The 20,936-nt window shown below is 73.9% G+C and carries 22 protein-coding genes; 13 read left to right on the forward strand and 9 right to left on the reverse strand.

Annotation, left to right across the window (positions count from 1 at the left end):
* Positions 1–16: 16 nt before the first annotated feature.
* Positions 17–808: a hypothetical protein gene (locus HGAM_RS17635; RefSeq protein WP_020691367.1), complete on the reverse strand. Its 792-nt coding sequence runs from the start codon at positions 806–808 to the stop codon at positions 17–19.
* A gap of 94 nt (positions 809–902) precedes the next feature.
* On the opposite strand from HGAM_RS17635, the gene HGAM_RS04015 reads away from it, so the two are divergent.
* The 3 genes from HGAM_RS04015 to HGAM_RS04025 are packed head-to-tail and all read left to right on the forward strand — an operon-like array spanning position 903 to position 3,108.
* A complete protein-coding gene (locus tag HGAM_RS04015; protein ID WP_019144187.1) occupies positions 903–1,697 on the forward strand; it encodes an SDR family NAD(P)-dependent oxidoreductase in 795 nt (264 codons plus the stop codon).
* Positions 1,697–2,341 carry a histidine phosphatase family protein gene (locus HGAM_RS04020; RefSeq protein WP_019144188.1) on the forward strand — a complete coding sequence of 215 codons (645 nt, stop codon included), beginning with the start codon at positions 1,697–1,699 and terminating at the stop codon, positions 2,339–2,341. The genes HGAM_RS04015 and HGAM_RS04020 overlap by 1 nt, the downstream gene beginning before the upstream one ends.
* Positions 2,342–2,349: 8 nt before the next feature.
* Positions 2,350–3,108 (forward strand): SDR family oxidoreductase, encoded by a 759-nt coding sequence (locus HGAM_RS04025; protein ID WP_019144189.1) that lies wholly within the window; start codon positions 2,350–2,352, stop codon positions 3,106–3,108.
* 11 nt (positions 3,109–3,119) lie between these two features.
* On the opposite strand, the gene HGAM_RS17640 is transcribed toward HGAM_RS04025, so the two are convergent.
* Positions 3,120–3,722 carry a class I SAM-dependent methyltransferase gene (locus tag HGAM_RS17640; protein WP_019144190.1) on the reverse strand — a complete coding sequence of 201 codons (603 nt, stop codon included), beginning with the start codon at positions 3,720–3,722 and terminating at the stop codon, positions 3,120–3,122.
* 302 nt (positions 3,723–4,024) lie between these two features.
* On the opposite strand from HGAM_RS17640, the gene HGAM_RS17645 reads away from it, so the two are divergent.
* Positions 4,025–5,203 (forward strand): ScyD/ScyE family protein, encoded by a 1,179-nt coding sequence (locus tag HGAM_RS17645; RefSeq protein WP_019144191.1) that lies wholly within the window; start codon positions 4,025–4,027, stop codon positions 5,201–5,203.
* A 56-nt stretch (positions 5,204–5,259) separates the two neighbouring features.
* On the opposite strand, the gene metX is transcribed toward HGAM_RS17645, so the two are convergent.
* The 4 genes from metX to HGAM_RS04055 form a co-directional block, all read right to left on the reverse strand.
* Complete coding sequence (gene metX, locus HGAM_RS04040) at positions 5,260–6,384, reverse strand: homoserine O-acetyltransferase MetX (RefSeq protein ID WP_019144192.1); 1,125 nt, start codon at positions 6,382–6,384, stop codon at positions 5,260–5,262.
* The gene (locus HGAM_RS04045; protein ID WP_019144193.1) at positions 6,381–7,670 is read right to left on the reverse strand and encodes a bifunctional o-acetylhomoserine/o-acetylserine sulfhydrylase; all 1,290 of its coding nucleotides are present in this window, start codon (positions 7,668–7,670) and stop codon (positions 6,381–6,383) included. Before HGAM_RS04045 ends, metX begins: the two co-directional genes overlap by 4 nt.
* Before the next feature lie 80 nt (positions 7,671–7,750).
* Positions 7,751–9,073, reverse strand: coding sequence for an ATP-dependent 6-phosphofructokinase (locus HGAM_RS04050; protein ID WP_019144194.1), 1,323 nt, complete (start codon positions 9,071–9,073; stop codon positions 7,751–7,753).
* Positions 9,074–9,138: 65 nt separating this feature from the next.
* Positions 9,139–9,897, reverse strand: coding sequence for a DeoR/GlpR family DNA-binding transcription regulator (locus HGAM_RS04055; RefSeq protein WP_038951546.1), 759 nt, complete (start codon positions 9,895–9,897; stop codon positions 9,139–9,141).
* Positions 9,898–9,926: 29 nt separating this feature from the next.
* Here HGAM_RS04055 and HGAM_RS17650 point away from each other — a divergent pair, with 29 nt between their 5' ends.
* The gene (locus HGAM_RS17650) at positions 9,927–11,123 is read left to right on the forward strand and encodes an MFS transporter (protein WP_019144196.1); all 1,197 of its coding nucleotides are present in this window, start codon (positions 9,927–9,929) and stop codon (positions 11,121–11,123) included.
* Here HGAM_RS17650 and HGAM_RS20855 read toward each other — a convergent pair.
* Together HGAM_RS20855 and HGAM_RS04070 are read right to left on the reverse strand one after the other, a co-directional pair.
* On the reverse strand, positions 11,092–12,672 hold the full coding sequence (locus tag HGAM_RS20855) for a 5-oxoprolinase subunit B/C family protein (RefSeq protein ID WP_019144197.1): 1,581 nt from the start codon (positions 12,670–12,672) through the stop codon (positions 11,092–11,094). The genes HGAM_RS17650 and HGAM_RS20855 overlap by 32 nt on opposite strands.
* Positions 12,669–13,430, reverse strand: a complete 762-nt coding sequence (locus HGAM_RS04070) for a LamB/YcsF family protein (RefSeq protein WP_019144198.1) — start codon at positions 13,428–13,430, stop codon at positions 12,669–12,671. Before HGAM_RS04070 ends, HGAM_RS20855 begins: the two co-directional genes overlap by 4 nt.
* Positions 13,431–13,487: 57 nt before the next feature.
* Between HGAM_RS04070 and HGAM_RS04075 the strand changes: the two genes are divergently transcribed.
* A complete protein-coding gene (locus HGAM_RS04075) occupies positions 13,488–13,760 on the forward strand; it encodes a hypothetical protein (RefSeq protein ID WP_147543528.1) in 273 nt (90 codons plus the stop codon).
* Positions 13,750–14,349 carry a hypothetical protein gene (locus tag HGAM_RS04080; protein ID WP_019144200.1) on the forward strand — a complete coding sequence of 200 codons (600 nt, stop codon included), beginning with the start codon at positions 13,750–13,752 and terminating at the stop codon, positions 14,347–14,349. Before HGAM_RS04075 ends, HGAM_RS04080 begins: the two co-directional genes overlap by 11 nt.
* Here HGAM_RS04080 and HGAM_RS04085 read toward each other — a convergent pair.
* The gene (locus tag HGAM_RS04085) at positions 14,346–14,834 is read right to left on the reverse strand and encodes a PaaI family thioesterase (protein WP_019144201.1); all 489 of its coding nucleotides are present in this window, start codon (positions 14,832–14,834) and stop codon (positions 14,346–14,348) included. The two genes, HGAM_RS04080 and HGAM_RS04085, sit on opposite strands and share 4 nt — an antisense overlap.
* A gap of 51 nt (positions 14,835–14,885) precedes the next feature.
* Here HGAM_RS04085 and HGAM_RS04090 point away from each other — a divergent pair, with 51 nt between their 5' ends.
* The 6 genes from HGAM_RS04090 to HGAM_RS04115 all read left to right on the forward strand — a co-directional run bounded on the left by HGAM_RS04090 (position 14,886) and on the right by HGAM_RS04115 (position 20,936).
* Positions 14,886–15,353 (forward strand): winged helix-turn-helix transcriptional regulator, encoded by a 468-nt coding sequence (locus HGAM_RS04090; protein ID WP_019144202.1) that lies wholly within the window; start codon positions 14,886–14,888, stop codon positions 15,351–15,353.
* A gap of 382 nt (positions 15,354–15,735) precedes the next feature.
* The gene (locus tag HGAM_RS04095) at positions 15,736–16,335 is read left to right on the forward strand and encodes a hypothetical protein (protein WP_019144203.1); all 600 of its coding nucleotides are present in this window, start codon (positions 15,736–15,738) and stop codon (positions 16,333–16,335) included.
* Positions 16,336–16,557: 222 nt separating this feature from the next.
* Complete coding sequence (locus HGAM_RS04100; protein ID WP_019144204.1) at positions 16,558–17,172, forward strand: TetR/AcrR family transcriptional regulator; 615 nt, start codon at positions 16,558–16,560, stop codon at positions 17,170–17,172.
* Between the two features lie 76 nt (positions 17,173–17,248).
* Positions 17,249–18,043: a TIGR03084 family metal-binding protein gene (locus HGAM_RS04105; RefSeq protein WP_019144205.1), complete on the forward strand. Its 795-nt coding sequence runs from the start codon at positions 17,249–17,251 to the stop codon at positions 18,041–18,043.
* Entirely contained in the window at positions 18,040–19,788 is a 1,749-nt protein-coding gene (locus HGAM_RS04110; protein ID WP_019144206.1) for an acyclic terpene utilization AtuA family protein, read from the forward strand. The genes HGAM_RS04105 and HGAM_RS04110 overlap by 4 nt, the downstream gene beginning before the upstream one ends.
* Positions 19,785–20,936: an acyl-CoA dehydrogenase family protein gene (locus tag HGAM_RS04115; protein ID WP_019144207.1), complete on the forward strand. Its 1,152-nt coding sequence runs from the start codon at positions 19,785–19,787 to the stop codon at positions 20,934–20,936. Before HGAM_RS04110 ends, HGAM_RS04115 begins: the two co-directional genes overlap by 4 nt.

A 20,936-nucleotide genomic window follows, 5' to 3' on the forward strand; every position in this document is an offset into this window, starting at 1 on the left:
GCGGGCGAGGGTCGGCTCAGCCCCAGTTCGTGCCGCGCGAGCGGGTCACGACGCGCGTCCACGGACCCCGCGGGACGTCCCGGCTGTCGACGAAGCGCCAGCGGACGCCGCGGTTGATGCCGTTCAGGCTCTTGAAGTCCAGGCAGCCGGTGAGCGCGGGCGAGACGTCCATGCCGGCGCCGCCGTAGCGCTTGTTCTTCGGGCGCTGGTTCTTGGTGCCGAAGACGTAGCGGGTGTCGCTGTACTGGCCCGGCCCGGCGTCCTGGATCTGGCCGTAGCAGCGACGCTTGCCCTTGCGCAGCTCGACCCAGCGGTTCTTCATCAGGCTGTACGCGCGGTTCTTGACCTTGCCGCGGTAGGCGGCCTGCCCGGCCCACGGCACGACCTTGCCGCGGCTGCGGAAGTTCTTGGTGACGTTGACGTCGTCGTAGGGCAGGTCGAGGTAGAACGGGTTCTCGCGCGGCTTCATGTGCCGCGGGAAGTAGCCGTTGCTGCGGGTGCGGCGCTCGGTGCGGCAGTCGCCGTTGCGGCGCACGCCGTCGCAGCCGCCGAACCGCTTGTACCAGCGGTCGTCGTAGGCCGAGATGCGCTGGGACCCGTCGGACGCGTTCGGGTCGAAGATCTCGCCGACCCAGAACGTGGTCGCGGTGATGTTCGTGTGCCACGGGTACTTCGTGGACTTCGCGCTGCTCGGCGTCGTGGTGGTGCCCAGGGCCACGGCCAGCGACGTCACCAAAACGGCAGCGGCGGCGAGGGCGCGACGAGCGCGGCGGGAGCGCGGCGCGCGGGGGCGGAAGGAGCGGGTCACGGGGTCCGATTCTCCCGCAGTTTGGCGGAAAACGCCAAAATCTGCGCAACAACGGTTGCGCACCGCGGGGGCCGCCACCGTCTAGCATCGCGGCATGTCCCTCCCCACCGACGCGCGCGTCCTGGTCACCGGGGCCGCGTCCGGCCTCGGGCTGGCCCTCGTCCGCCAGCTGGTCGACCGCGGCGCCCACGTGCTGGCCACCGACGTCGCCGAGACCGTCCCCGACTCCCTCGCGGGGCTCGACCGCGTGACGTACCGCCGGCTCGACGTGACCAGCGACGTCGACTGGTCCGCCGCGCGCGACCACGTCGTCGAGACCTGGGGCCGCCTCGACGTGCTGTTCAACAACGCCGGCGTCGCCGCCGGCGGACGCATCGAGCTGACCGAGATGGACCAGTGGCAGTGGATCGTCGACGTCAACCTGCTCGGCGTCGTCCGCGGCTGCCGGACGTTCGCGCCGCTCATGGTCGAGCAGGGCTCCGGCCACCTGGTGAACACCGCGTCCGCCGCCGGTCTCGTGCACATGCCGACGATGAGCGAGTACAACGCGGTCAAGGCCGGCGTGGTCGCGCTCAGCGAGACGCTGTTCTTCGAGCTGCACGACGCCGGCGTGCACGTGACCGCCGTCTGCCCCACGTTCTTCCGCACGAACCTGGCCGCCTCGCTGCGCGGCAAGGACGAGCAGGCCCAGCGCACCGCCGAGAAGCTCATCTCGCGCGCCAAGGTCGGGGCCGACGAGGTGGCCGAGCGGGTGCTCGACGCCGTCGACCGCGACCGCCGGCTGGTCGTCCCGAACGCCGACGGGCGCGCGATCTACGCGCTCAAGCGGCACGCGCGACCGGTGTACGACCGGCTCGTCCTGCGCACGCTGCGCGGCCGGGGCCGCTGATGGGCACGCTGCTGCTCGTCCGCCACGGCCAGGCCTCGTTCGGCACCGACGACTACGACCGGCTCACCCCGCTCGGCGAGCGTCAGTCGCTGAACCTCGGCTACGCCTGGGAGGCCGGCGGCTGGAGCCCCGACGTCGCGATGGTCGGCTCGCTCAAGCGCCACCACCAGACCGCGATCGCCTCGCTGGACGTCCTGGGCGACGTCGACGGGTACGACCAGGACGCGGGCTGGGACGAGCTGGACTTCGAGCCGCTCGTCGACGCGTACGCGCCGGGCACCCCGCGCGACGACCCGAAGGGCTTCCAGAAGGCGTTCGTCGCGGCGACCGCGGCCTGGACCCGGTCCGAGCTGACCGGCGTGGCCGAGACGTTCACCGACTTCAGCGCCCGGGTGCTCACCGCCTTCGAGGCGGTCGCGTCCTCGGTGGGCCGCGGCCAGACCGGCGTCGTCTTCACCTCCGGCGGGCCGATCGCGGTCGTCGCCGCGCACCTGCTCGGGGGCGGGCCGGACCTGTGGTCGCGGCTCAACGCCGCCATGGTGAACACCAGCACCACCAAGATCGTCCTGGGCTCGGCCGGCCGCACGCTCATCAGCTTCAACGAGCACGGCCACCTGCCCGCCTCCGACGTCACCTACCGATAGGAGCCACCGTGCGCCGCAACGTCCTCATCACCGGTGCCAGCTCGGGCCTCGGCGCGGGCATGGCCCGGGTCCTGGCCGAGCAGGGTCACCACCTCGCCCTGGCCGCCCGCCGCACCGAGCGGCTCGAGACGCTGCGCGACGAGCTGCTCGCCGCGCACCCCGGCATCCGGGTCAGCGTCCACGCGCTCGACGTGAACGACCACGACCGGGTCTTCGCCGTGGTGAAGGAGGCGGTCGGCGAGCTGGGCGGCCTCGACCGGGTCGTCGTGAACGCCGGCCTGGGCAAGGGCGGGCGCATCGGCACGGGACGCTTCGCGGCCAACCGCGAGACCGCGATGACCAACTTCGTCGCCGCCCTGGCCCAGTGCGAGGCGGCGATGGAGCACTTCTACGAGCGCAAGGCCGGCCACCTGGTCGTCATCTCGTCGATGTCGGCGATGCGGGGCATGCCCTCGTCGATGACCACGTACGCCGCGACCAAGGCGGGCGTCGCGCACCTGGCCGAGGGCATCCGCTCGGACCTGATCGGCCGCAAGGGGCACGACATCAAGGTCACCACGATCTACCCCGGCTACATCGCCTCGGAGATGAACGAGGGCGTCGAGCAGGAGGCGAGGATGATGGTCGACACCGAGACCGGCTGCCGCGCCCTGGTGAAGGCGATGCAGAAGGAGCCCGCCGAGGCGAGCGTCCCGCCGTGGCCGTGGAAGGCGATCGGCCCGGTCATGAAGCACGCCCCGCTGGGCGTGGTCCGCAAGCTGGTCTGAGGCGCCGCGGGCTAGAGCCGGGTCGCGCGGACGACCGTGTCGTGCACCGTGACCGGCTCGCCGTCGAGGGCGACGGTGCGCGGACGCGTGCCGCAGACGTCCACGAGCCACGAGTCGTCCAGCAGGGCGGCGACGTCGTCGGCGCTCGGGCCGGGCGTGCTCGACGCGGCCGCGGCGCCGGGCTGGGCGTGCCCCACCACCAGGAGGGTGCCGGTGCGCCGGACCGCCGAGGCGAGCCCGGCCACGACGCGCGACAGCCGACCGGCCGGCACGTCGCCGACCTGGCAGGCGACCAGGTCGTAGCCCTCGGACTCGGGCGGGTCGTCGACGACGTCGGACCGTCGCCAGGTGATCGCCGGCTCGAGCTCGGGCGCGGTCTCGCGCACCCGCCGGGCCGCGCGCTCGAGGGTCTCGGGGGACTCGTCGAGCCCCTCGACCTGCCAGCCGTGGCGGGCGAGCCAGCGGACGTCGGCGCCGTCGCCGCAGCCGACGTCGAGCGCCCGGCCGGGCGTCACGTCGCTGAGCTGCGCGACGAGGTGCGGATCGGGGGCGTCCCGCCACCTGACCGCCGGCGGGCGGGCTTCCACGAGGGTCGGACGTGCCGTCGAGGTCATGCGCTCCACGGTAGGCACGCCCGCGCGCGACACGCCAGGGGTTGGCCGGACCCGGACGCCGCCTCTGTGCGGTGCCCGCACGTTCCCGCCGCGCTCCGCAGGGTTTCCCGCACGGCGGAATCGGCCGGCCCTGCGCGTCCTAGGTTCGGCGCAGGCTCGACCACGTCGGTGAGTCGTCTCCCGCCGGGCTTCCTGCTGGACCGGTCGGGGGACGGCCGGGCACCGGCCCCTCGTCGGGCTCGTCCCCGGCCGGGGCCCCGTTGCCCGGTCGGGGGCATCCGACCCCCCGAAGGAGAACCATCGTGAAGCGCTCCACCTCCGTCCTCGCCGTCGGCGCGGCCCTGGCCCTGGCCGCCGGCCTCGCCAGTCCCGCCGCCGCCGGCGGATCCCACGGCGGCCCCGGCCGTCCGGGAAGCCCCACCACCATCACCGACGGCCTGCTGACGCCGTTGAAGCTGGCCGTCGACCGTGACGGCACCACGCACGTCTCGCAGAACTTCGCCGGCCTGCTGACCCGCGTCTCCCGCACCGGCGTCAAGACGAACGTCTTCAGCAGCGGCGGTGACGAGGTCGGCTCGGTGTCCCGGCGCGGACGCACGACGTACCTGACGACCACGGGCTCGGACCCGGCGAGCCCGTCGGCCGTCCTGTGGGCGTTGCGCGACGGCCAGACGACGCCGCGCAAGATGGGTGACCTGTTCGACCACGAGAAGCGCCGCAACCCCGACCGCCGGACGCAGTACGGCTTCCGCACGCTCAAGGACCCGGCGTGCCTGGCGCAGTTCCCGGCCGGCAACCCGGCCACCTACACGGGCATCGTGGAGAGCCATCCGTACGCGACCCTCCCGGCGCGGGGCGGCGTGTTCGTCGCCGACGCGGCGGCCAACGCGATCCTGTGGGTCGGCGAGAACAACGGCCGGGTCTCCACCGTGGCCGCGCTCCCGGCGGCCAAGCCGGTCAAGGCCACGCCCGAGATCCTCGCCGCCCAGGGCCTGCCCGCCTGCGCGGCCGGCTACCCGTACTGGTTCGAGGCCGTGCCGACCGACATCGAGGAGGGCCCCGGCGGGAAGTTCTACGTCACGTCGCTGCCCGGTGGGCCGGAGGACGCCAGTCTCGGCGCCCGCGGCGCGCTGTTCGAGCTGAAGCCGTGGAAGGGCCAGCTCCGTCACGTCGCCAGCGGCTTCGTCGGCGCCGTGGACGTCGCGGCCGGCCCGCAGGGCCAGCTGGCCGTCGCCGAGCTGTTCGGTGGCGCCCAGGGCCAGGGCCAGGTCACGCTGCTCACGCCGCGCAAGCACCGTCACGGCTGGGGCTACACCCGCTCGACGCTGCCGCTGACCGCGCCCGCCGCGGTCGAGTGGATGCCGGGCTGGCGCGGAGCCAGCACGCTGTACGCGACGACGGACACGTTCGGGCCCCAGGGCCCGGCGCCGACCGGGAAGATCGTGAAGGTCCCGTTCTCGGGCCACAGGTCGCACCGCTAGGGCGTCCGGAACGTCAGCGGCAGGGCCGGTCCCGCGGGGCCGGCCCTGCTGCACGCTCAGGCGTCGAGGAGCTCGCGGGCCAGCGCGCCGACCTGGTCGGCCTCGACCAGGAAGCCGTCGTGCCCGTGCAGCGACGTCACGACGCGCAGGTCTCCGCTGCCGCGGAGGCCGTCGGCCAGCTCGCGCTGCTGGTGCAGCGGGTACAGCCGGTCCGAGTCGATGCCGGCCACGACCGTCCGGGCCGTGACCCGGGCGAGGGCGGCCGCGGTGCCGCCACGGCCGCGGCCGACGTCGTGGCTGTCCATCGCGCGGGTCAGCGTCACGTAGCTGTTGGCGTCGAAGCGGCGCACGAGCTTGGCGCCGTGGTGCTGCAGGTACGACTCGACCGCCCAGCGGCCGCCCTCGGCGACCGGCACGTCGTCCTGCTCGGCCCGGCCGAACCGCTGCTGCAGCTCGGCCTCGCTGCGGTACGCCACGTGCGCGACCCGGCGGGCCAGGTCCAGGCCGGTGGTGGGGCCCTCGTCGGCCTCGTAGTAGTCGCCGCCCCGGAAGCGGCGGTCGGAGCGGATGGCGTCGACCTGGATCGTCGACAGCGCGACCTGCTCGGCCGACGCGGCCGCCGAGCTGGCCAGCAGGAACAGCCGCTCGACCCGCTCGGGCGCGGTGACCGCCCACTCCAGCGCGCGCATGCCGCCGGCCGAGCCGCCGACGACGGCGTGCCAGCGCTCGACGCCGAGGGCGTCGGCGAGGGTCAGCTCGGCGGCGACCTGGTCGCGGATGGTGACGTGCGGGAACCGGCTGCCCCAGCGCCCGCCGTCCGGGTGCCGCGACGCGGGGCCGGTCGAGCCCTGGCAGCCGCCCAGGTGGTGCGGAGCCACGACGAACCAGCGGTCGGTGTCGATCGCGAGGCCGGGGCCGACGACGTCCGCCCACCAGCCCGGTGTCGGGTGGCCCGGGCCGGCCTCGCCCGTGACGTGGCTGTCGCCGGTCAGGGCGTGCTCGACCAGCACGGCGTTGCCGCCGTCGAACGTCCCCCAGGTCTCGTAGGCCAGGCGGACGTCCGGCAGGACGGTGCCGGACTCCAGCTTCAGGTCACCGGCGTCGTGGAAGAGGCGGTGGCCGACGGGATCGCCCTCGAGCCACGCGCCGGTGGCTCGAGGGCGGTCGCCGGGACGGCTCACTTGGCGGCGCGGAAGCCGGCGTCGAGGTCGGCCAGGATGTCGTCGACGCCCTCGAGCCCGACCGCGAGCCGCACCAGGCCCGGCGTCACGCCCGAGCCGGCCTGCTCCTCGGCGGTCAGCTGCGAGTGGGTCGTGGACGCGGGGTGGATCGCCAGGCTGCGCACGTCGCCGATGTTGGCCACGTGGCTGTGCAGCTCCAGCGCGTCGATGAACGCCTTGCCCGCCTCGACGCCGCCGGGCAGCTCGAACGTGACGATCGCGCCGGCGCCCTTGGGCAGGTACTTCTGCGCGAGCGCGCGGTACGGGCTGGAGTCGAGGCCGGCGTAGCCGACGGACGCGACGTCGTCGCGCGCCTCGAGCCACTGCGCGACCTTCTGCGCGTTCTCGACGTGGCGCTCGATGCGCAGGCTCAACGTCTCCAGGCCCTGGGCGAGCAGGAACGCGTTGAACGGCGCGATGGCCGGGCCGACGTTGCGCAGGAACTGCACGCGCAGCTTGGTCAGGTAGGCCGCCGGGCCGAGCGCCTCGGCGTACTTGAGCCCGTGGTAGCTGGCGTCGGGCTCGGTGAAGCCGGGGAACTTGTCGCCGTGCGCGGCGTAGTCGAACGTGCCGCCGTCGACGACCACGCCGCCGATGGCCGTGCCGTGGCCGCCGATGTACTTGGTCGCCGAGTGCACGACGGTGTCGGCGCCGTGCTGCAGCGGGTTCAGCAGGTACGGCGTGGCGACGGTGTTGTCGACGATGAACGGGACGCCGACCTCCTTCGCGACGGCCGAGATCGCCTCGAGGTCGAGGATGTCGCCCTTCGGGTTGCCGACGGTCTCGCCGAAGAACGCCTTCGTGGCCTCCGTCGCGGCAGCTCGCCACTCATTCGGGTCGGAGGGGTTGGCTACGAATGTGACCTTGATTCCCAGCTTCGGGAACGTGTGCCGCAGCAGGCTGTCGGTGCCGCCGTAGAGGCTCGCCGAGGCGACGATGTGGTCGCCGGCCTCGGCGACGTTGGTCAGCGCGCCGGTGGTGGCGGCCTGGCCCGAGGCCACGAGCAGCGCGCCGACGCCGCCCTCGAGCGCGGCGATGCGCTGCTCCACGACGTCCTGGGTCGGGTTCATGATGCGCGTGTAGATGTTGCCCGGCTCGGCCAGGCCGAACAGGTCGGCGGCGTGCTGGGTGTCGCGGAACGCGTACGACGTGGTCTGGTAGATCGGCAGCGCCCGGGCGCCCGTGGTCGGGTCGGGCGTCTGGCCGGCGTGGATCTGCTTGGTCTCGAACGACCAGTTCTCGCTCATGGGTCCTCCTCGGAAGCGCTCGGACGTCCACCGTCGCACGGGCGACGGATGGTGGACGAGCGTCTTGCGATGCGGACGAGCTAGGCGCGCATGGCGTGCGGCTGCGAGGTCGACTCGAGCACGCTCAGCCACAGGTCGCCGTCGGGCGAGACGCTGTGCGGGCGATGGGTCACGTACGCGATCGGCACGTTGACGAACCGGTGCCGACGGCGTCCGACGACCATGTCGGTGCGGCCGGACATCGCCGCGTGCACGGCGATCTGGGCCAGGCGGGCGCAGTAGACCGAGTCGACCGGGTCGGCCGGCACCGAGCGGATCAGGTAGCCGGGGTCGAAGTAGCGCACGTTCACCGGCTCGCCACGACCGCTGAAGTCGGCGCGGATGCGCTCGCGCAGCAGGATGCCGATGTCGCCGAGCACCGCGTTGCCGGACGGGTCGGTGGCGCCGCTGGTCTCGCAGTGCTGCTGCCCGGCGCCCTCGGCCACGACGATCACCGCGTGGCCCCGCTCGGCGACGCGGCGGTGCAGGTGGGCCAGCAGCCCGTGCTCGCCGTCGAGGTCGAACGGCACCTCGGGGATGAGCACGAAGTCGGCGTCGTGCCCGGCGATCGCCGAGTAGCAGGCGATGAACCCGGCGTGCCGGCCCATGACCTTGACGATGCCGACGCCGCCGAGCGCCGCCTCGGCCTCGACCTTGGCCGCCTTGATCGACTCCGCGGCGCGCGAGAACGCGGTCTGGAAGCCGAAGCTCTGGCCGATGTGCGGGATGTCGTTGTCGATCGTCTTGGGCACGCCGACGACGGCGATGTCGTTGCCGCGGCGCAGGCACTCCTGGGCGATCTTGTGCGCGCCGCGCATCGAGCCGTCGCCGCCGATGACGAAGAACAGGTTGACCCCCCGCGCCTCCAGCTCGTCGACGACGACGTCGACCTCCTGGGCGCCGCGCGAGCTGCCGAGCACCGTGCCGCCGCGCTCGTGGATGTTGGCCACCGACTCGGGCGTCAGCACCATCGGCTCGAGCCCGCACTCGGGCACGAGACCGGCGTAGCCGTTGCGGAAGCCCAGCACGTCGGTGACGCCGTAGTGCTCGTACAGCTCGAACACGATGGCGCGGATGACGTCGTTGAGGCCCGGGCACAGGCCGCCGCAGGTGACGATGCCCGCGCGGGTGGTGGCCGGGTCGAAGTAGATGCGGTCGCGCGCGCCACCGGCCTCGAAGGTCGGCAGCTCGTCCAGCGGCAGGCCCCGCGCCTTGACCAGCGAGATGGTGTCGTCGAACAGGACGCGGTCGTCCTCGCCGACGTAGTACTCGTTGGTCGCGCGCCCGCCGACGTACTCCGCGAGCGGGGAGGGGATGGTCGGCTGCCCGAGCGTCGTGACCTGCAGATCGGCGAGGGTGACCATGCCTGAACCCTATCCAGCCGGGTCGCCACCGTGGGCGCGCTCCCAGCGGTTCGTGCCGTCCGGGTTCAGACGAGCAGCACCTCGACCCCGGCGCCGCGGAAGCCCGCCAGGGCCTCGGCCGGGGCGTCGTCGGTGGTGACCAGGTGGGTGAGGTCGGAGGGCGCGCCGAAGCGGAAGGTGGACGAGCGGCCGAGCTTGTCCGGCGTCGCCACGAGCACGCGCCGGCGCGCGACCTCCAGGCAGGCCCGCTTGACCGCCGCGTCCTCGGGGGTGGTGGACGTCAGCCCGTCGCCGGTCGAGGCCGAGCAGGCGCCCAGCACGGCGACGTCGACGCGCACCGCCCGCACGGCGTCGACGGCGTCCGAGCCGACGAGGGCGAGCGAGTCGGTCTCGACCGGGCCGCCGGGCACGACCACGCTCGCGCCCGGGCGCGCGGCCAGTGCGGCGGCGCCGTGCAGCGACAGCGCGAGCACGGTGACCGGACGCCCGGCCAGGGCCCGGGCCACGGCCAGGCACGTGGTGCCGTTGTCGAGCACGAGAGACTCGTCGTCCTCGACGAGCGCGGCCGCGGCGGCGCCGAGCCGGGACTTGAGCTCGAGGTCGGCCTCGAACCGGGACCCGAACGGCATCTGCGTGCCGCGCTTGGCCGCCCGCCGGACCCCGCCGTGGGTCCGGGTGACGGCGCCCGCGGCGGCGAGCTCGGCCAGGTCGCGGCGGACGGTGACCGCGGAGGCCCCGGTGAGGCGTCGCAGGTCGTCCACGCCGAGCGTCGCGCCGCCGGAGACCGCCTGGATGATCGCTTTGTGCCGCTGTGATCGTTGCACGTGATCATCCAACCACCTACCGTGCGCGGGTGACCACCACCTCCACGCCGGGCCGCGCCCGGCTCGGCGTCTCGCTGATGTTCTTCACCAACGGCGTCCTGCTGTCGGCGCTGCTGCCCCGCTACCCCGAGATCAAGGACGCGCTGGGGCTGAGCAACACCGGGTTCGGCCTGACCGTCGTCGCGTTCCCGCTGGGGGCGATCGTGACGGCCGCGTTCGCGGGCAAGGCGGTGCGCGCGTTCGGCAGCCGGACGGTCACGGCGGTGGGCTCGGTGCTGCTCGCCGCCGGCACGGCGACGGCCGGACTCAGCGACGTGGCCTGGCTGTTCTTCGCCGCGCTGTTCGTCGCCGGGGCGCTCGACGCGGTGGTCGACGCGGCGCAGAACGTCCACGGCGTCGCGGTCGAGCGCTGGCTCGGCCGTTCGGCGATCAACTCCTTCCACGCCGTCTGGAGCCTGGGCGCCGCGAGCGGCGGCGCGATCGGCGCGTGGGCGGCCGCGCAGGACGTCGCGATCGGCACGCAGATGGTCGTCAACGGCGTCGTGTGGTCGCTCGTCGCCCTGGTCGCGTCCGCGATCTCCGCCGTCCCGGACGCGCACCTGCACCCGGTCGAGGAGGCGTCCGACGCCACCCAGGCGCGTCCGCGGCGCCACGCGTGGGTGCTGCTCGCGCCGCTCGTGGTGCTGGCGATCTGCGGCACGCTCGTCGAGGACGTCGCCAACAACTGGGTCGTGCTGCTGCTCGGCACCGAGACGTCCGCGCCGACCGCCGTGGCCGGGCTCGGCCTCACCGTGGTGCTCGTGGCGCAGTTCGTCGGCCGGCTCGTGGGCGACCCGATGACCGACCGGTGGGGCCGCGCCGCGGTGGCCCGCACCGGCGGGCTGCTCGTCGCGGCCGGCATGGTGCCCGTCGTCCTCGGAGCCGCCTACCCGCTGACGCTGGTCGGCTTCGCCGTCATGGGCTTCGGCTGCGCGACGCTCGTGCCCGCGGCGTTCGCCGCCGCCGACCGGGTGCCCGGCCTGCCCGCCGGCACGGGCATCGCACTGCTCGGCTGGCTCATGCGGCTGGGCTTCCTGCTCACGTCCCCCGTCGTGGGGGCGTTCTCGGACGCCGTCGACCTGCGCACCGCGATGCTGCTGCCGCTCGTCGCCGGCCTCGTCGCGGCGGTGCTGGCCCACCGGCTGCGCGGCTCGCTCAGCGTGCGGCCGGCACCCACCGCAGGCTGACCGCCTGGCCCGGACGCAGCTGGGCGGCCCGGTCGGCCGCGGCCTCGGTCAGCACCCCGGCGACCGGGTAGCCGCCGGTCACGGGATGGTCGGCGAGCATGACGACGGGTTCGCCGCCGGGTGGCACCTGGACGGCGCCGCGCACGATGCCCTCGCTCGGGAGCTGGCGTCCCGGCTCGGCGTGCGTGACCGGGGACGGCCCGCCGCCGGCCGGTCGCAGCCGGACCCCGACGCGGTCCGACCGCGGGTCGACCTCCCACGCGGTCGACGTGAGCGTGGAAGCGTCGGCGAGCCAGTCGTCCCGCGGTCCGCGCACGAGGTCGAGCGTGACCAGGCCTGCCGGCGGTGCGGGTACCGGAGCGACGTCGACCGCCGGGACGTCGTGCGGGGCCGGGCCGACGCCGAGCAGGTCGTCAGCCGCCAGCGGCGCGGGGCCGAGGCCGGCGAGCACGTCGCGCGACCGGGACCCGAGCACGTCCGGCGCCGTCCAGCCGCCGCGCACCGCCACGTAGGCGCGCAGGCCCGACCGGGCCGCCCCGAGCGCGAGCTCCTCGCCGGCGTGGAGCCGGAACGGCGCGTTCGTGCCCTGGCCGCGACCATCCACGAGCACGTCCAGGTCGGCGCCCGTAGCGACCAGGAGCAGGTCGCGGTCCTCCGCACGCAGGCGCAGGCCACCCAGGGTCACCTCGAGCGTCGCGGCGTCGCGCGGGTTCGCCAGCAACCGGTTGGCCAGCGCGTGGGCGGACCGGTCCGCCGCGCCGGACGGGCCGACGCCGACCGAGGCGAGTCCGGGCCGGCCCTCGTCCTGCAGCGTCGTGAGCGGTCCCGGAGCCACGACCCGAACCCCACCCCCGGCCCCAGTCCCTGAGCCTGAGCCTGTCGAAGGGGCCTCGACAGGCTCGGCCAGCGGTCCGGTCCCTGAGCCTGTCGAAGGGACGTCCGGCAGCTCGTCGACGGCCACGAACCGCACCCGGGTCCCGGGCCGAAGCAGCGCGGGCGGGTCGCGTCGCAGGTCCCACAGCGGCAGGTTCGTGCGGCCGAGGAGCTGCCAGCCGCCGGGGGACTCGCGCGGGTAGACACCGCTCAGGTCGCCGGCCAGCCCCACCGACCCGGCCGGCACGCGGGGGCGGGGCTCGTCGCGACGAGGCACGTCCAGCCGCGGGTCGCCGCCGGAGAGGTAGGCGAACCCGGGCGCGAAGCCGCCGAACGCGACGTCCCACGGGGTCCCGGTGTGCGCGGCCACGACCTCGTCCGGCGTCAGTCCGGTGAGCCGGGCGACGTCGTCGAGGTCCGGCCCGTCGTAGCGCACCGGCACCTCGACGAGGTCGCCGTGCTGCTGGTCGGCCGGGAAGGGACGGAGCTCCGCGAGCGCGTCCCGCACGGCGCTCAGGGCGGCAGGTGCCCGGACCACCACGAGCACGGTCCGCGCGCCCGGCACCACGTCCTCGACGTCGGCGAGCCCCGCCGCGCGCACCGCGGCAGCGAGCCCGACGACCTCCTCGGTGCCGGTCGCCTCCAGCAGGAGGGCCCGCTCGCCGACCGGTCTCATGCGAAGGGGCGCACCGCGACACCGGCGTCGGCCAGCGCCGCGCGCACGGCGCGAGCCATGTCCACTGCGCCGGGGGTGTCGCCGTGGACGCAGACCGAGTCGGCGTCGACCTCGACGACGCTGCCGTCGGCCGCCTCGACGGCCTGCTCGGTGGCTAGCCGGACGACGCGGGCGGCGACCTGCGCCGGGTCGTGCAGCACCGCGCCGGGCTCCGAGCGGGGCACGAGCGTGCCGTGCGCGGTGTAGGCCCGGTCGGCGAACGCCTCGCTGACGACGCGCAGGCCGCGGGACTCGGCGTGGCGCAGCAGTGCGGACCCCGGCAGGCCGACCACGGCCAGCGAGTCGTCGAAGGACTCGACGGCGTCCACGACGGCCAGCGCGTGCTCGTCGTGGTGGACGGCGGTGTTGTAGAGCGCCCCGTGCGGCTTGACGTAGCTGAGCCGGGTGCCGGCCGCGCGGGCCATGCCGGCCAGGGCGCCGAGCTGGTAGACGACGTCGTGCGTCAGGTCGTCCCGGCCGGCGTCGACGAACCGTCGGCCGAAGCCGGCCAGGTCGCGGTACGACACCTGCGCGCCGACCCGGACGTCGTGGGCGGCCGCCCAGCGCAGCGTCCGGGCGAGCGTGGCCGGGTCGCCGGCGTGGAACCCGCAGGCCACGTTGGCGCTGGTGACGAGCTGCAGCATCGCCTCGTCGTCGCCGAGCTGCCAGCGGCCGAACGACTCGCCGACGTCGCTGTTCAGGTCGATGTGCGCGTCCATGCCCCCAGTCTGGCCCGTCCCCCGTTCGGCGGGCGATGACGTGGGACGCTTCGGCGCATGACACGACGAGGGACGCGGCTCCTGGTGATCGGCACGGCGCTGGTGGCGTTCGGGGCCGGCGTGCTGTTGTGGGGTGCCTTGGACCTGGCGGCCACCGGCTATCGGGTCGACGAGGAGGGCACCAGCTCGCGCCGGGCGGACGACCTGCTCGGCTGGGGCGGCCTCGCGCTCGGCCTGCTGTCCGCCGCACTCGGCGCAGTCGTCCTGGCGCTCGCCGAGTCCCGTCTCGACCAGGACGCGCGCGACGCGGAGAAGCGCCGTGTCGCGTGACCGCGACGAGCGGCTCCCTCTCGGCCTTGGCTACTGGGTGCAGGCCCCGCTCGGGGCGGCCCTGGCCGCCGGGATGTTCTGGGCCGGGTCGCACGCGGCAGCCGGATGGCGTCCGGTCCTGCTGCTGGTCGGGACGGTGCCGGCGCTCTACGCGGCGTACGTCGTGCTCATGCCCGTCGTCGCCCTCGGAGCGTTCCGCGCGCTCGAGGCGTTGAGCGAGGACGCGAAGGATCCGGCGGATGGTCGCTCGCCGGCGCGCCGACCGCGTCAGCGCCGTGGACTACCGCCCGCGCCCTGCGGGACCCACCACTGGGTGGACGCCGACGAGTCCACTCGCCTCGTCCGGCGTCGGCTGCTGGTCGACGACCGTGGCCGGGTGGTGCACGAGGACGAGCACGACCGCCGGCGCGACGTGGCGCTGGGCCTCGGACTCGCCGTCACCGTCGCCCTTGCGGTGCTGAGCGGACGCCTCGAGTCCGCAGCCGGTGGCGTCTTCTTCGCGCTCGCCGTGATGCTCGGCTGCGGGCTGGTGGCCGTCGTCGCCGTGCGGGTCGCGGGCCGGGTCACCGTGTCGCGGCTCGGGTCCTAGACCGGGAAGACGGCGCAGGCGCTGGAGGCCGTGGCGAGCAGGCGTCCGTCGGCGTCGCGGATGTCGCCCTCGGCGAACGCCGCGCGCGAGCCGGGCTTGGTCACCCAGCCGTGGGCCGTGACCGTGCCGGTGTCGACCGTGATCGGGCGCAGGAAGCTGACCTTGATCTCCAGCGACGTGTAGGCCTGACCGGCCGGCAGCGTCGAGTGCACCGCGCAGCCGCACACCGAGTCGAGCAGGGTCGCGTAGAAGCCGCCGTGCACCGAGCCGATCGGGTTGTAGTGCGACTCGTCCGGGACGGCCGTGAACACGACGTCGCCCGGCTCGACCGAGACGAAGCCCATGTCCAGGTGGGCCGCGATCGGGGCGCCGGGCAGCTCGCCCTTGAGGATCGCGCGGAGGTAGTCGACGCCGCTCATCGTGCGCGCGGCCGCCGCCTGCGGGCGCGGGTCGGTCCAGGTGATCGTCCTGCTCTTCTCGCTCATGCCGGGACGGTAGCATCTGGGTACGTCATCCGTACCCAGCCAGGAGCGACCATGACCGCGACGTTCGCCGAGCTCGACTCCGGCACCTGCTCCATCGCCCGCGCCACGGGCCTGCTCGGCGACCGCTGGAGCATCCTCGTGGTCCGCGACGTGCTGAACGGAGTGCGTCGTTTCGACGCCCTGGCCGACCACCTCGGGGTCTCGCGCGACGTCCTGCGCCGCCGCCTCGCCGCCCTCGTGGACGCCGGCGTGCTGGAGCGGGTCGAGTACCGCGAGGAGGGGCAGCGTCCGCGCGCGGAGTACCGCCTGACCGACGCCGGCCTTGAGCTCGTCCCGGTGCTGGTCGCCTTCCTCGACTGGGGTGACCGCCACCTCGGTGACGACGCCGGCGCGCCGGCCGTCGTCCGGCACGACTGCGGCGCACCCGCGCGGGCCCGCCTGGTGTGCGCCGACGGCCACGTGGTCGAGGACGCTCGCGAGACCCGGCTCGAGCCCGGCCCCGGCGCCCGCCCGCGCTGAGGCGCGCCGCCGGTCCCGCCCGTACGGTCGGGGATGACGCACGTGGCGTGGACATGGACGGGATGTGAAATCGCGCTCTTCGTGCTTCAGCCTGCAACCCTGCGGGTCATCAGGCGTGACCGTGTGACGCCAGGACGCGGCTTCCGGCCGTGCACCCATCATTCGCAGCTCGTCCGGTTCACTAGGAACGGCCGAGGTGGCCAGTTGGAACGATTTCCTGCGCGGAGTGTCTCGGATCTGCGACTCTCAACCGACCAATTAGCGGCCGGGAACGAGCGGACCAAGCATGACGACCCTACATTCGCGTACAGCGCGAACCATCAGCCTCGCTGCAGCCGCCGCGGTGGCCTGCGCGATTGCCGTCTGAGCGGCAAGGAGAACCATGCGCAAGGTGTCGAGCGTGGCGACAGCAGGGCTAGCCGGTGTTCTGGTTCTCGGCGCGACCGCGGTTGCTGACGCTGACCAGTCCACCATCCGGGACAAGAGAGCGGACGTCCTGGTCGGCTCGGTGTACGACGAGGACGGCGACGACTTCCGGCGGATGAATGCCATCGAAAGCCGCGCTTCGGGCATCGACATCACCAGCGGACGGTTCAAGCACGGCAAGAAGACGATCAGCGTCACGCTGCGGTTCGCTCGGCTGAAGTCGAACACGATCGTCCTCACCGAGTTCTACGTGCCTGGGCGCAAGAAGGCCGCCTTCACCCTCCGGGCCACGACGGAGCACGCCCGCGCGACGGTCGTGCGCGGAAGCACGGGACGGGAAGCCTGCACGGCGAAGCTCCGCGCTCGCCGAGGCGAGAACGGCTCCGTGACCGCCACGATCAGGCGATCGTGCCTGGGCAGTCCCTCGAAGCTTCGGATGGCCACGACGGCCGTCCGGTTCTCCTACCGAGGGGGAGAGCTGCTGAGTGCCGGAGACCCGTTGTCGGGCAAGAAGGTCCAGTCCGCACAGAAGACGCCCTTCCTGCGCTCGAACTGAGCTATCCGCTGGCTCGACTGAGGAATCGTCAGTGCCGCGCGCCTGCAGGACGTCGACCCGAGAATCTTGCGGCCGTGCGGTGGCGCCGGCCGCGTAGGCCGGGCCGATGGCCCCGACGAGCGGTTCGACCACGCCCTGACGGAACCGGGGGATGTCCTCCGCCTGATCCAGAACTTAAAAGCAGGGTTGACTGTTTGTTGCTCGCTCTGCCACGGTGTGAGCGTGACCACATCGACCGCCCGCGTGCGCACGCCGCAGGCCGAGCGCAGCCGGGCCATGCGCGAGCGGCTCATGGAGGCGACCATCGAGTGCCTGGCTGAGCTGGGCTGGGCCCGCACGACCACCACCGTCGTGTCCCGCCGCGCGGGCGTCTCGCGCGGTGCCCAGCTGCACCACTTCCCGGCCAAGCTCGACCTCGTCCTGGCCTCGGTCGAGCACCTGACCGACCGTCGCCGTGACGAGATGACCCGCGCGGCGGACGACCTGCCCACCCAGGGCCGCACGCGCGCCGTGCTCGAGATCCTGAGCGAGCACTTCACCTCGCCGGTGTTCACCGCCGCGCTCGAGCTGTGGGTCGCCGCGCGCACCGACGACGAGCTGCGGGCATCCGTCGCGCCGCTGGAGCGCCACATCGGCCGCGAGACCCACGCCTACGCCTGCCAGCTGCTCGGCGTCGACGACGCGGTCGGCGACAACCGGGCGCACGTGCAGGCCACGATGGACCTGCTCCGCGGGCTGGGCCTGGCCGAGACGCTCAACGACGACTCCAAGCGGCGGGCGGTCATCCTCGACGCCTGGGCCGACACCCTCGACGCACGGCTGGAGCGGAAGCAGTGAGCGAGCGCCAGCGAGCGATCATCGAGGTCCTCATGGCGGGGCCTTCGTACCGTGCTCTTCCCACGGAGGTGCCGGCATGAAGGCGACGTTGGACGGCGTGCTGAAGGACCTGGCCGAGGAGAGCGCGCTGCTCGACGGATGGGTCGCCGAGCTGGACGCGGCCGGCTGGGCCACGGTCACGACGCCGGAGGGCTGGACCGTCGCCCACCAGGTGGCGCACCTGTACTGGACCGACCTCGCCTCGCTCGATGCGATCATCGACCCCGACGCGTTCGGCCGGTCGTTGCGCACCGCGGCGGCCGAGGGCGACGGCTTCGTCGACCGCGAGGCCGAGCGGCTGGCGGCGCTCGAGCCGGCCGACCTGCTCCAGCGCTGGCGCCAGGGCCGGGGCATGCTCGCCTCCGCGCTGCGCGGCGTCCCCGACGGGACGAAGGTGCCGTGGTTCGGCCCGCCGATGAGCCCGGCCTCGATGGCGACGGCGCGCTTCATGGAGACGTGGGCCCACGCGCACGACGTGGCCGAGGCGCTGGGCCGTCCGTACCCGCGGCGCGACAGCGTCCGGCACGTCGTCCACCTCGGCTTCCGGACGCGCGCCTTCGCGCACGGGGTCCGCGGCCTGCCGCTGCCCGAGCAGGAGGTGCGGCTCGAGCTGCGCGGCCCGTCGGGCGAGACCTGGACGTGGGGTCCGGCGTGGGCCACGCAGCGGGTCACCGGCGACGCGTACGACTTCGCCCTGCTCGCCACCCGGCGCCGGCACGTCGACGACGTGAAGGTGCGCGCCGAGGGCGCCGAGGCGGAGCAGTGGCTGACCATCGTCCAGGCGTTCGCCGGGCAGCCCGGCAACGACCCGAAGCCGCGGGGACGCGCATGACGAGGGCGCCCGTCCGCATCGGCAACGCCTCGGGCTTCTACGGCGACCGGCTGTCGGCCGCCCGCGAGATGCTCGAGGGCGGCGACCTGGACTACCTGACCGGCGACTGGCTGGCCGAGCTGACGATGCTCATCCTCGGCCGCGACCGGATGAAGGACCCGGCGCTGGGCTACGCCAAGACCTTCGTGGCGCAGATGCGCGACACGATGGCGCTGGCGAAGGAGCGCGGCGTCCGCGTCGTCAGCAACGCCGGCGGGCTCAACCCGGCGGGCCTCGCGGACGCGCTGCGGGCCATCGCCGCCGAGCAGGGCCTGGACGTCACGATCGCCCACGTCGAGGGCGACGACCTGCTGCCCCGCGCCGCCGAGCTCGGCTTCCCCGGTGTGCTGACCGCCAACGCCTACCTCGGCGGGTTCGGTATCGCCGAGGCGCTGCGTCGCGGCGCGGACGTCGTGGTCACCGGACGCGTCACCGACGCCTCCGTCGTCGTCGGCCCCGCGATCGCCCACCACGGCTGGGGTCGCGACGACCTGGACGCGCTGGCCGGCGCCGTCGTCGCCGGGCACGTCATCGAGTGCGGCACGCAGGCCACCGGCGGAAACTTCAGCGGCTTCACCGCGCTGGACGTCGCGCGTCCGCTCGGCTTCCCGCTGGCCGAGGTGGCCGCGGACGGCTCGTGCGTCATCACCAAGCACGCGGGCACCGGAGGCGCGGTCACCGTCGACACCGTCACGGCGCAGCTCGTCTACGAGATCCAGGGCCCGCTCTACGCCGGCCCGGACGTCGTCACCGACCTCGGCGGCCTGACCGTCGAGCAGGAGGACACCGACCGCGTGCGCGTCTCGGGGGCGCGCGGGTCGGTGCCGCCGCCGGACGCGAAGGTCTGCCTCAACGAGCTCGGCGGCTTCCGCAACGGCGTCGAGCTGCTGGTCACCGGCTTGGACGTCGACGCCAAGGTCGACTGGGTCCGCACCCAGGTCGAGGCCGCGCTCGACCCCCGCCCGCAGCTCGTCGAGTGGCACCTCGAGCGCGCCGCCGACGGGGACCCGCTGACCCAGGCCGCGGCCACGTCGCGGCTGCGCTGCACGGTCAAGGACCCGAGCCCCGACCCGGTCGGCCGCGCGTTCAGCTCCGCGGTGGTCGAGCTCGCGCTCGCCTCCTACCCGGGGTTCGCGGTCACCGCGCCGCCGGCGAAGGGCGCCCCGTTCGGCGTCTACCGGGCCGCGTACGTGCCGCAGGACGAGGTGCCGCACCGCGTCGTGCTGGCCAGCGGCGAGACGGTCGAGATCGACCCGCCCGCCCGGACCGTCCCGGTCCCTGAGCATGTCGAAGGGACGTCCGAAGGGCTCCTTTCGACAGGCTCAAGGAGCGGAGCGGCGGACGAGACCACGGACGTCCCGCTCGGGCGCCTGCTGCACGCTCGCTCGGGCGACAAGGGCGGCGACGCGAACGTCGGCGTCTGGGTCCCGGCCGACCACCCCCGTCGGGACGAGGCCTACGCCTGGCTCGTGGCGTGGCTGACCCCTGACCGCGTCCGCGCCCTGCTGCCCGAGGCGGACGGCCTGGACGTCGTCGTCCAGCCGCTGCCCGGCCCTCGCGCGGTCAACGTCGTCCTGCCCAGACTGCTCGGCGACGGCGTCGCCGCGTCCACCCGGCTCGACCCCCAGGCCAAGGGCCTGGGCGAGTGGCTGCGCGCCCGCGTCGCCGCCGTGCCGGCCCACCTGCTCGTCGAAGGAGAACGATGAACCCCTGGACCACGCCCGAGCGGGCGGCGCTGCGCGACATGGTGCGCGACTTCACGACCAAGGAGATCGTCCCGAACCTGCGCCAGTGGGAGGACGAGGGACGGCTGCCGCGCGACCTGCACCTGAAGGCGGCCAAGGCCGGCCTCATGGGCATCGGCTTCCCCGAGGCGGTCGGCGGCAGCGGCGGTGACCTGGTCGACACGACCATCGTCACCGAGACGATCATCCAGTCCGGCGGCTCCAGCGGCCTGGTCGCGGCGCTGTTCACGCACGGCATCGCGCTGCCGCACATCGTCGCCAACGGCAGCCCGGACCTGATCGACGAGTACGTCCGCCCGACCCTGGCCGGCGAGAAGATCGGCTCGCTCGGCGTCACCGAGCCCGACGGCGGCTCGGACGTGGCCAACCTGCGCACCCGGGCCCGCAAGGACGGCACCGACTACGTCGTCGACGGCGCCAAGACCTTCATCACGTCCGGCGTCCGGTCGGACTTCGTCACGACCGCGGTGCGCACCGGCGACGACGGCTGGGGCGGCATCAGCCTCGTCGTCATCGACAAGGGTCTGGACGGCTTCGACGTCTCCGGCCCGCTGGCCAAGATGGGCTGGCACTGCTCCGACACCGCCGAGCTCGCGTTCAGCGGCGTCCGGGTGCCGCAGAGCAAGCTGGTCGGCGAGGAGAACGCCGGCTTCGTCTACGTCATGCAGCAGTTCGTCGTCGAGCGGCTGAGCCTGGCCACGCAGGGTTACGCCACCGCGCAGCGCGCGCTCGACCTGGCCGTCGACTACGCCCGCACCCGCGAGACCTTCGGACGTCCGCTCATCAAGCGCCAGGCGATCCGTCACCGGCTGGTCGAGATGCACCAGAAGGTCGAGGCCGCGCGCGCCGTCACCCGCCAGGCCGTCGAGGCCCAGGTCAGCGGCGAGAAGGACGACCTGCAGATGTCGCTGGTGGCGTCCACGGCCAAGAACGTCGCCGTCGAGGCGTGCGAGTGGGTGGTCAGCCAGGCGGTGCAGATCCACGGCGGCGCCGGCTACATGCGTGACAGCGAGATCGACCGGCACTACCGCGACGCCCGCATCCTGGGCATCGGCGGTGGCGCGACCGAGGTCATGAAGGACCTCTCGGCGAAGCTGCTGGGGTACTGA

This window comes from Aeromicrobium massiliense JC14 (genome assembly GCF_000312105.1).
Classification (GTDB): Bacteria; Actinomycetota; Actinomycetes; order Propionibacteriales; family Nocardioidaceae; genus Aeromicrobium; species Aeromicrobium massiliense.

Coding starts and splice junctions, on each gene's coding strand:
- HGAM_RS04105 (WP_019144205.1), top strand. CDS start 17,249: ATGAAGGCGACGTTGGACGGCGTGCTGAAGGACCTGGCCGAGGAGAGC.
- HGAM_RS04020 (WP_019144188.1), top strand. CDS start 1,697: ATGGGCACGCTGCTGCTCGTCCGCCACGGCCAGGCCTCGTTCGGCACC.
- HGAM_RS04115 (WP_019144207.1), top strand. CDS start 19,785: ATGAACCCCTGGACCACGCCCGAGCGGGCGGCGCTGCGCGACATGGTG.
- HGAM_RS04110 (WP_019144206.1), top strand. CDS start 18,040: ATGACGAGGGCGCCCGTCCGCATCGGCAACGCCTCGGGCTTCTACGGC.
- HGAM_RS04075 (WP_147543528.1), top strand. CDS start 13,488: ATGACACGACGAGGGACGCGGCTCCTGGTGATCGGCACGGCGCTGGTG.
- HGAM_RS04015 (WP_019144187.1), top strand. CDS start 903: ATGTCCCTCCCCACCGACGCGCGCGTCCTGGTCACCGGGGCCGCGTCC.
- HGAM_RS17640 (WP_019144190.1), bottom strand. CDS start 3,722: ATGACCTCGACGGCACGTCCGACCCTCGTGGAAGCCCGCCCGCCGGCG.
- HGAM_RS04045 (WP_019144193.1), bottom strand. CDS start 7,670: ATGAGCGAGAACTGGTCGTTCGAGACCAAGCAGATCCACGCCGGCCAG.
- HGAM_RS04085 (WP_019144201.1), bottom strand. CDS start 14,834: ATGAGCGAGAAGAGCAGGACGATCACCTGGACCGACCCGCGCCCGCAG.
- HGAM_RS04095 (WP_019144203.1), top strand. CDS start 15,736: ATGCGCAAGGTGTCGAGCGTGGCGACAGCAGGGCTAGCCGGTGTTCTG.
- HGAM_RS04090 (WP_019144202.1), top strand. CDS start 14,886: ATGACCGCGACGTTCGCCGAGCTCGACTCCGGCACCTGCTCCATCGCC.
- HGAM_RS20855 (WP_019144197.1), bottom strand. CDS start 12,672: ATGAGACCGGTCGGCGAGCGGGCCCTCCTGCTGGAGGCGACCGGCACC.
- HGAM_RS04050 (WP_019144194.1), bottom strand. CDS start 9,073: ATGGTCACCCTCGCCGATCTGCAGGTCACGACGCTCGGGCAGCCGACC.
- HGAM_RS04070 (WP_019144198.1), bottom strand. CDS start 13,430: ATGGACGCGCACATCGACCTGAACAGCGACGTCGGCGAGTCGTTCGGC.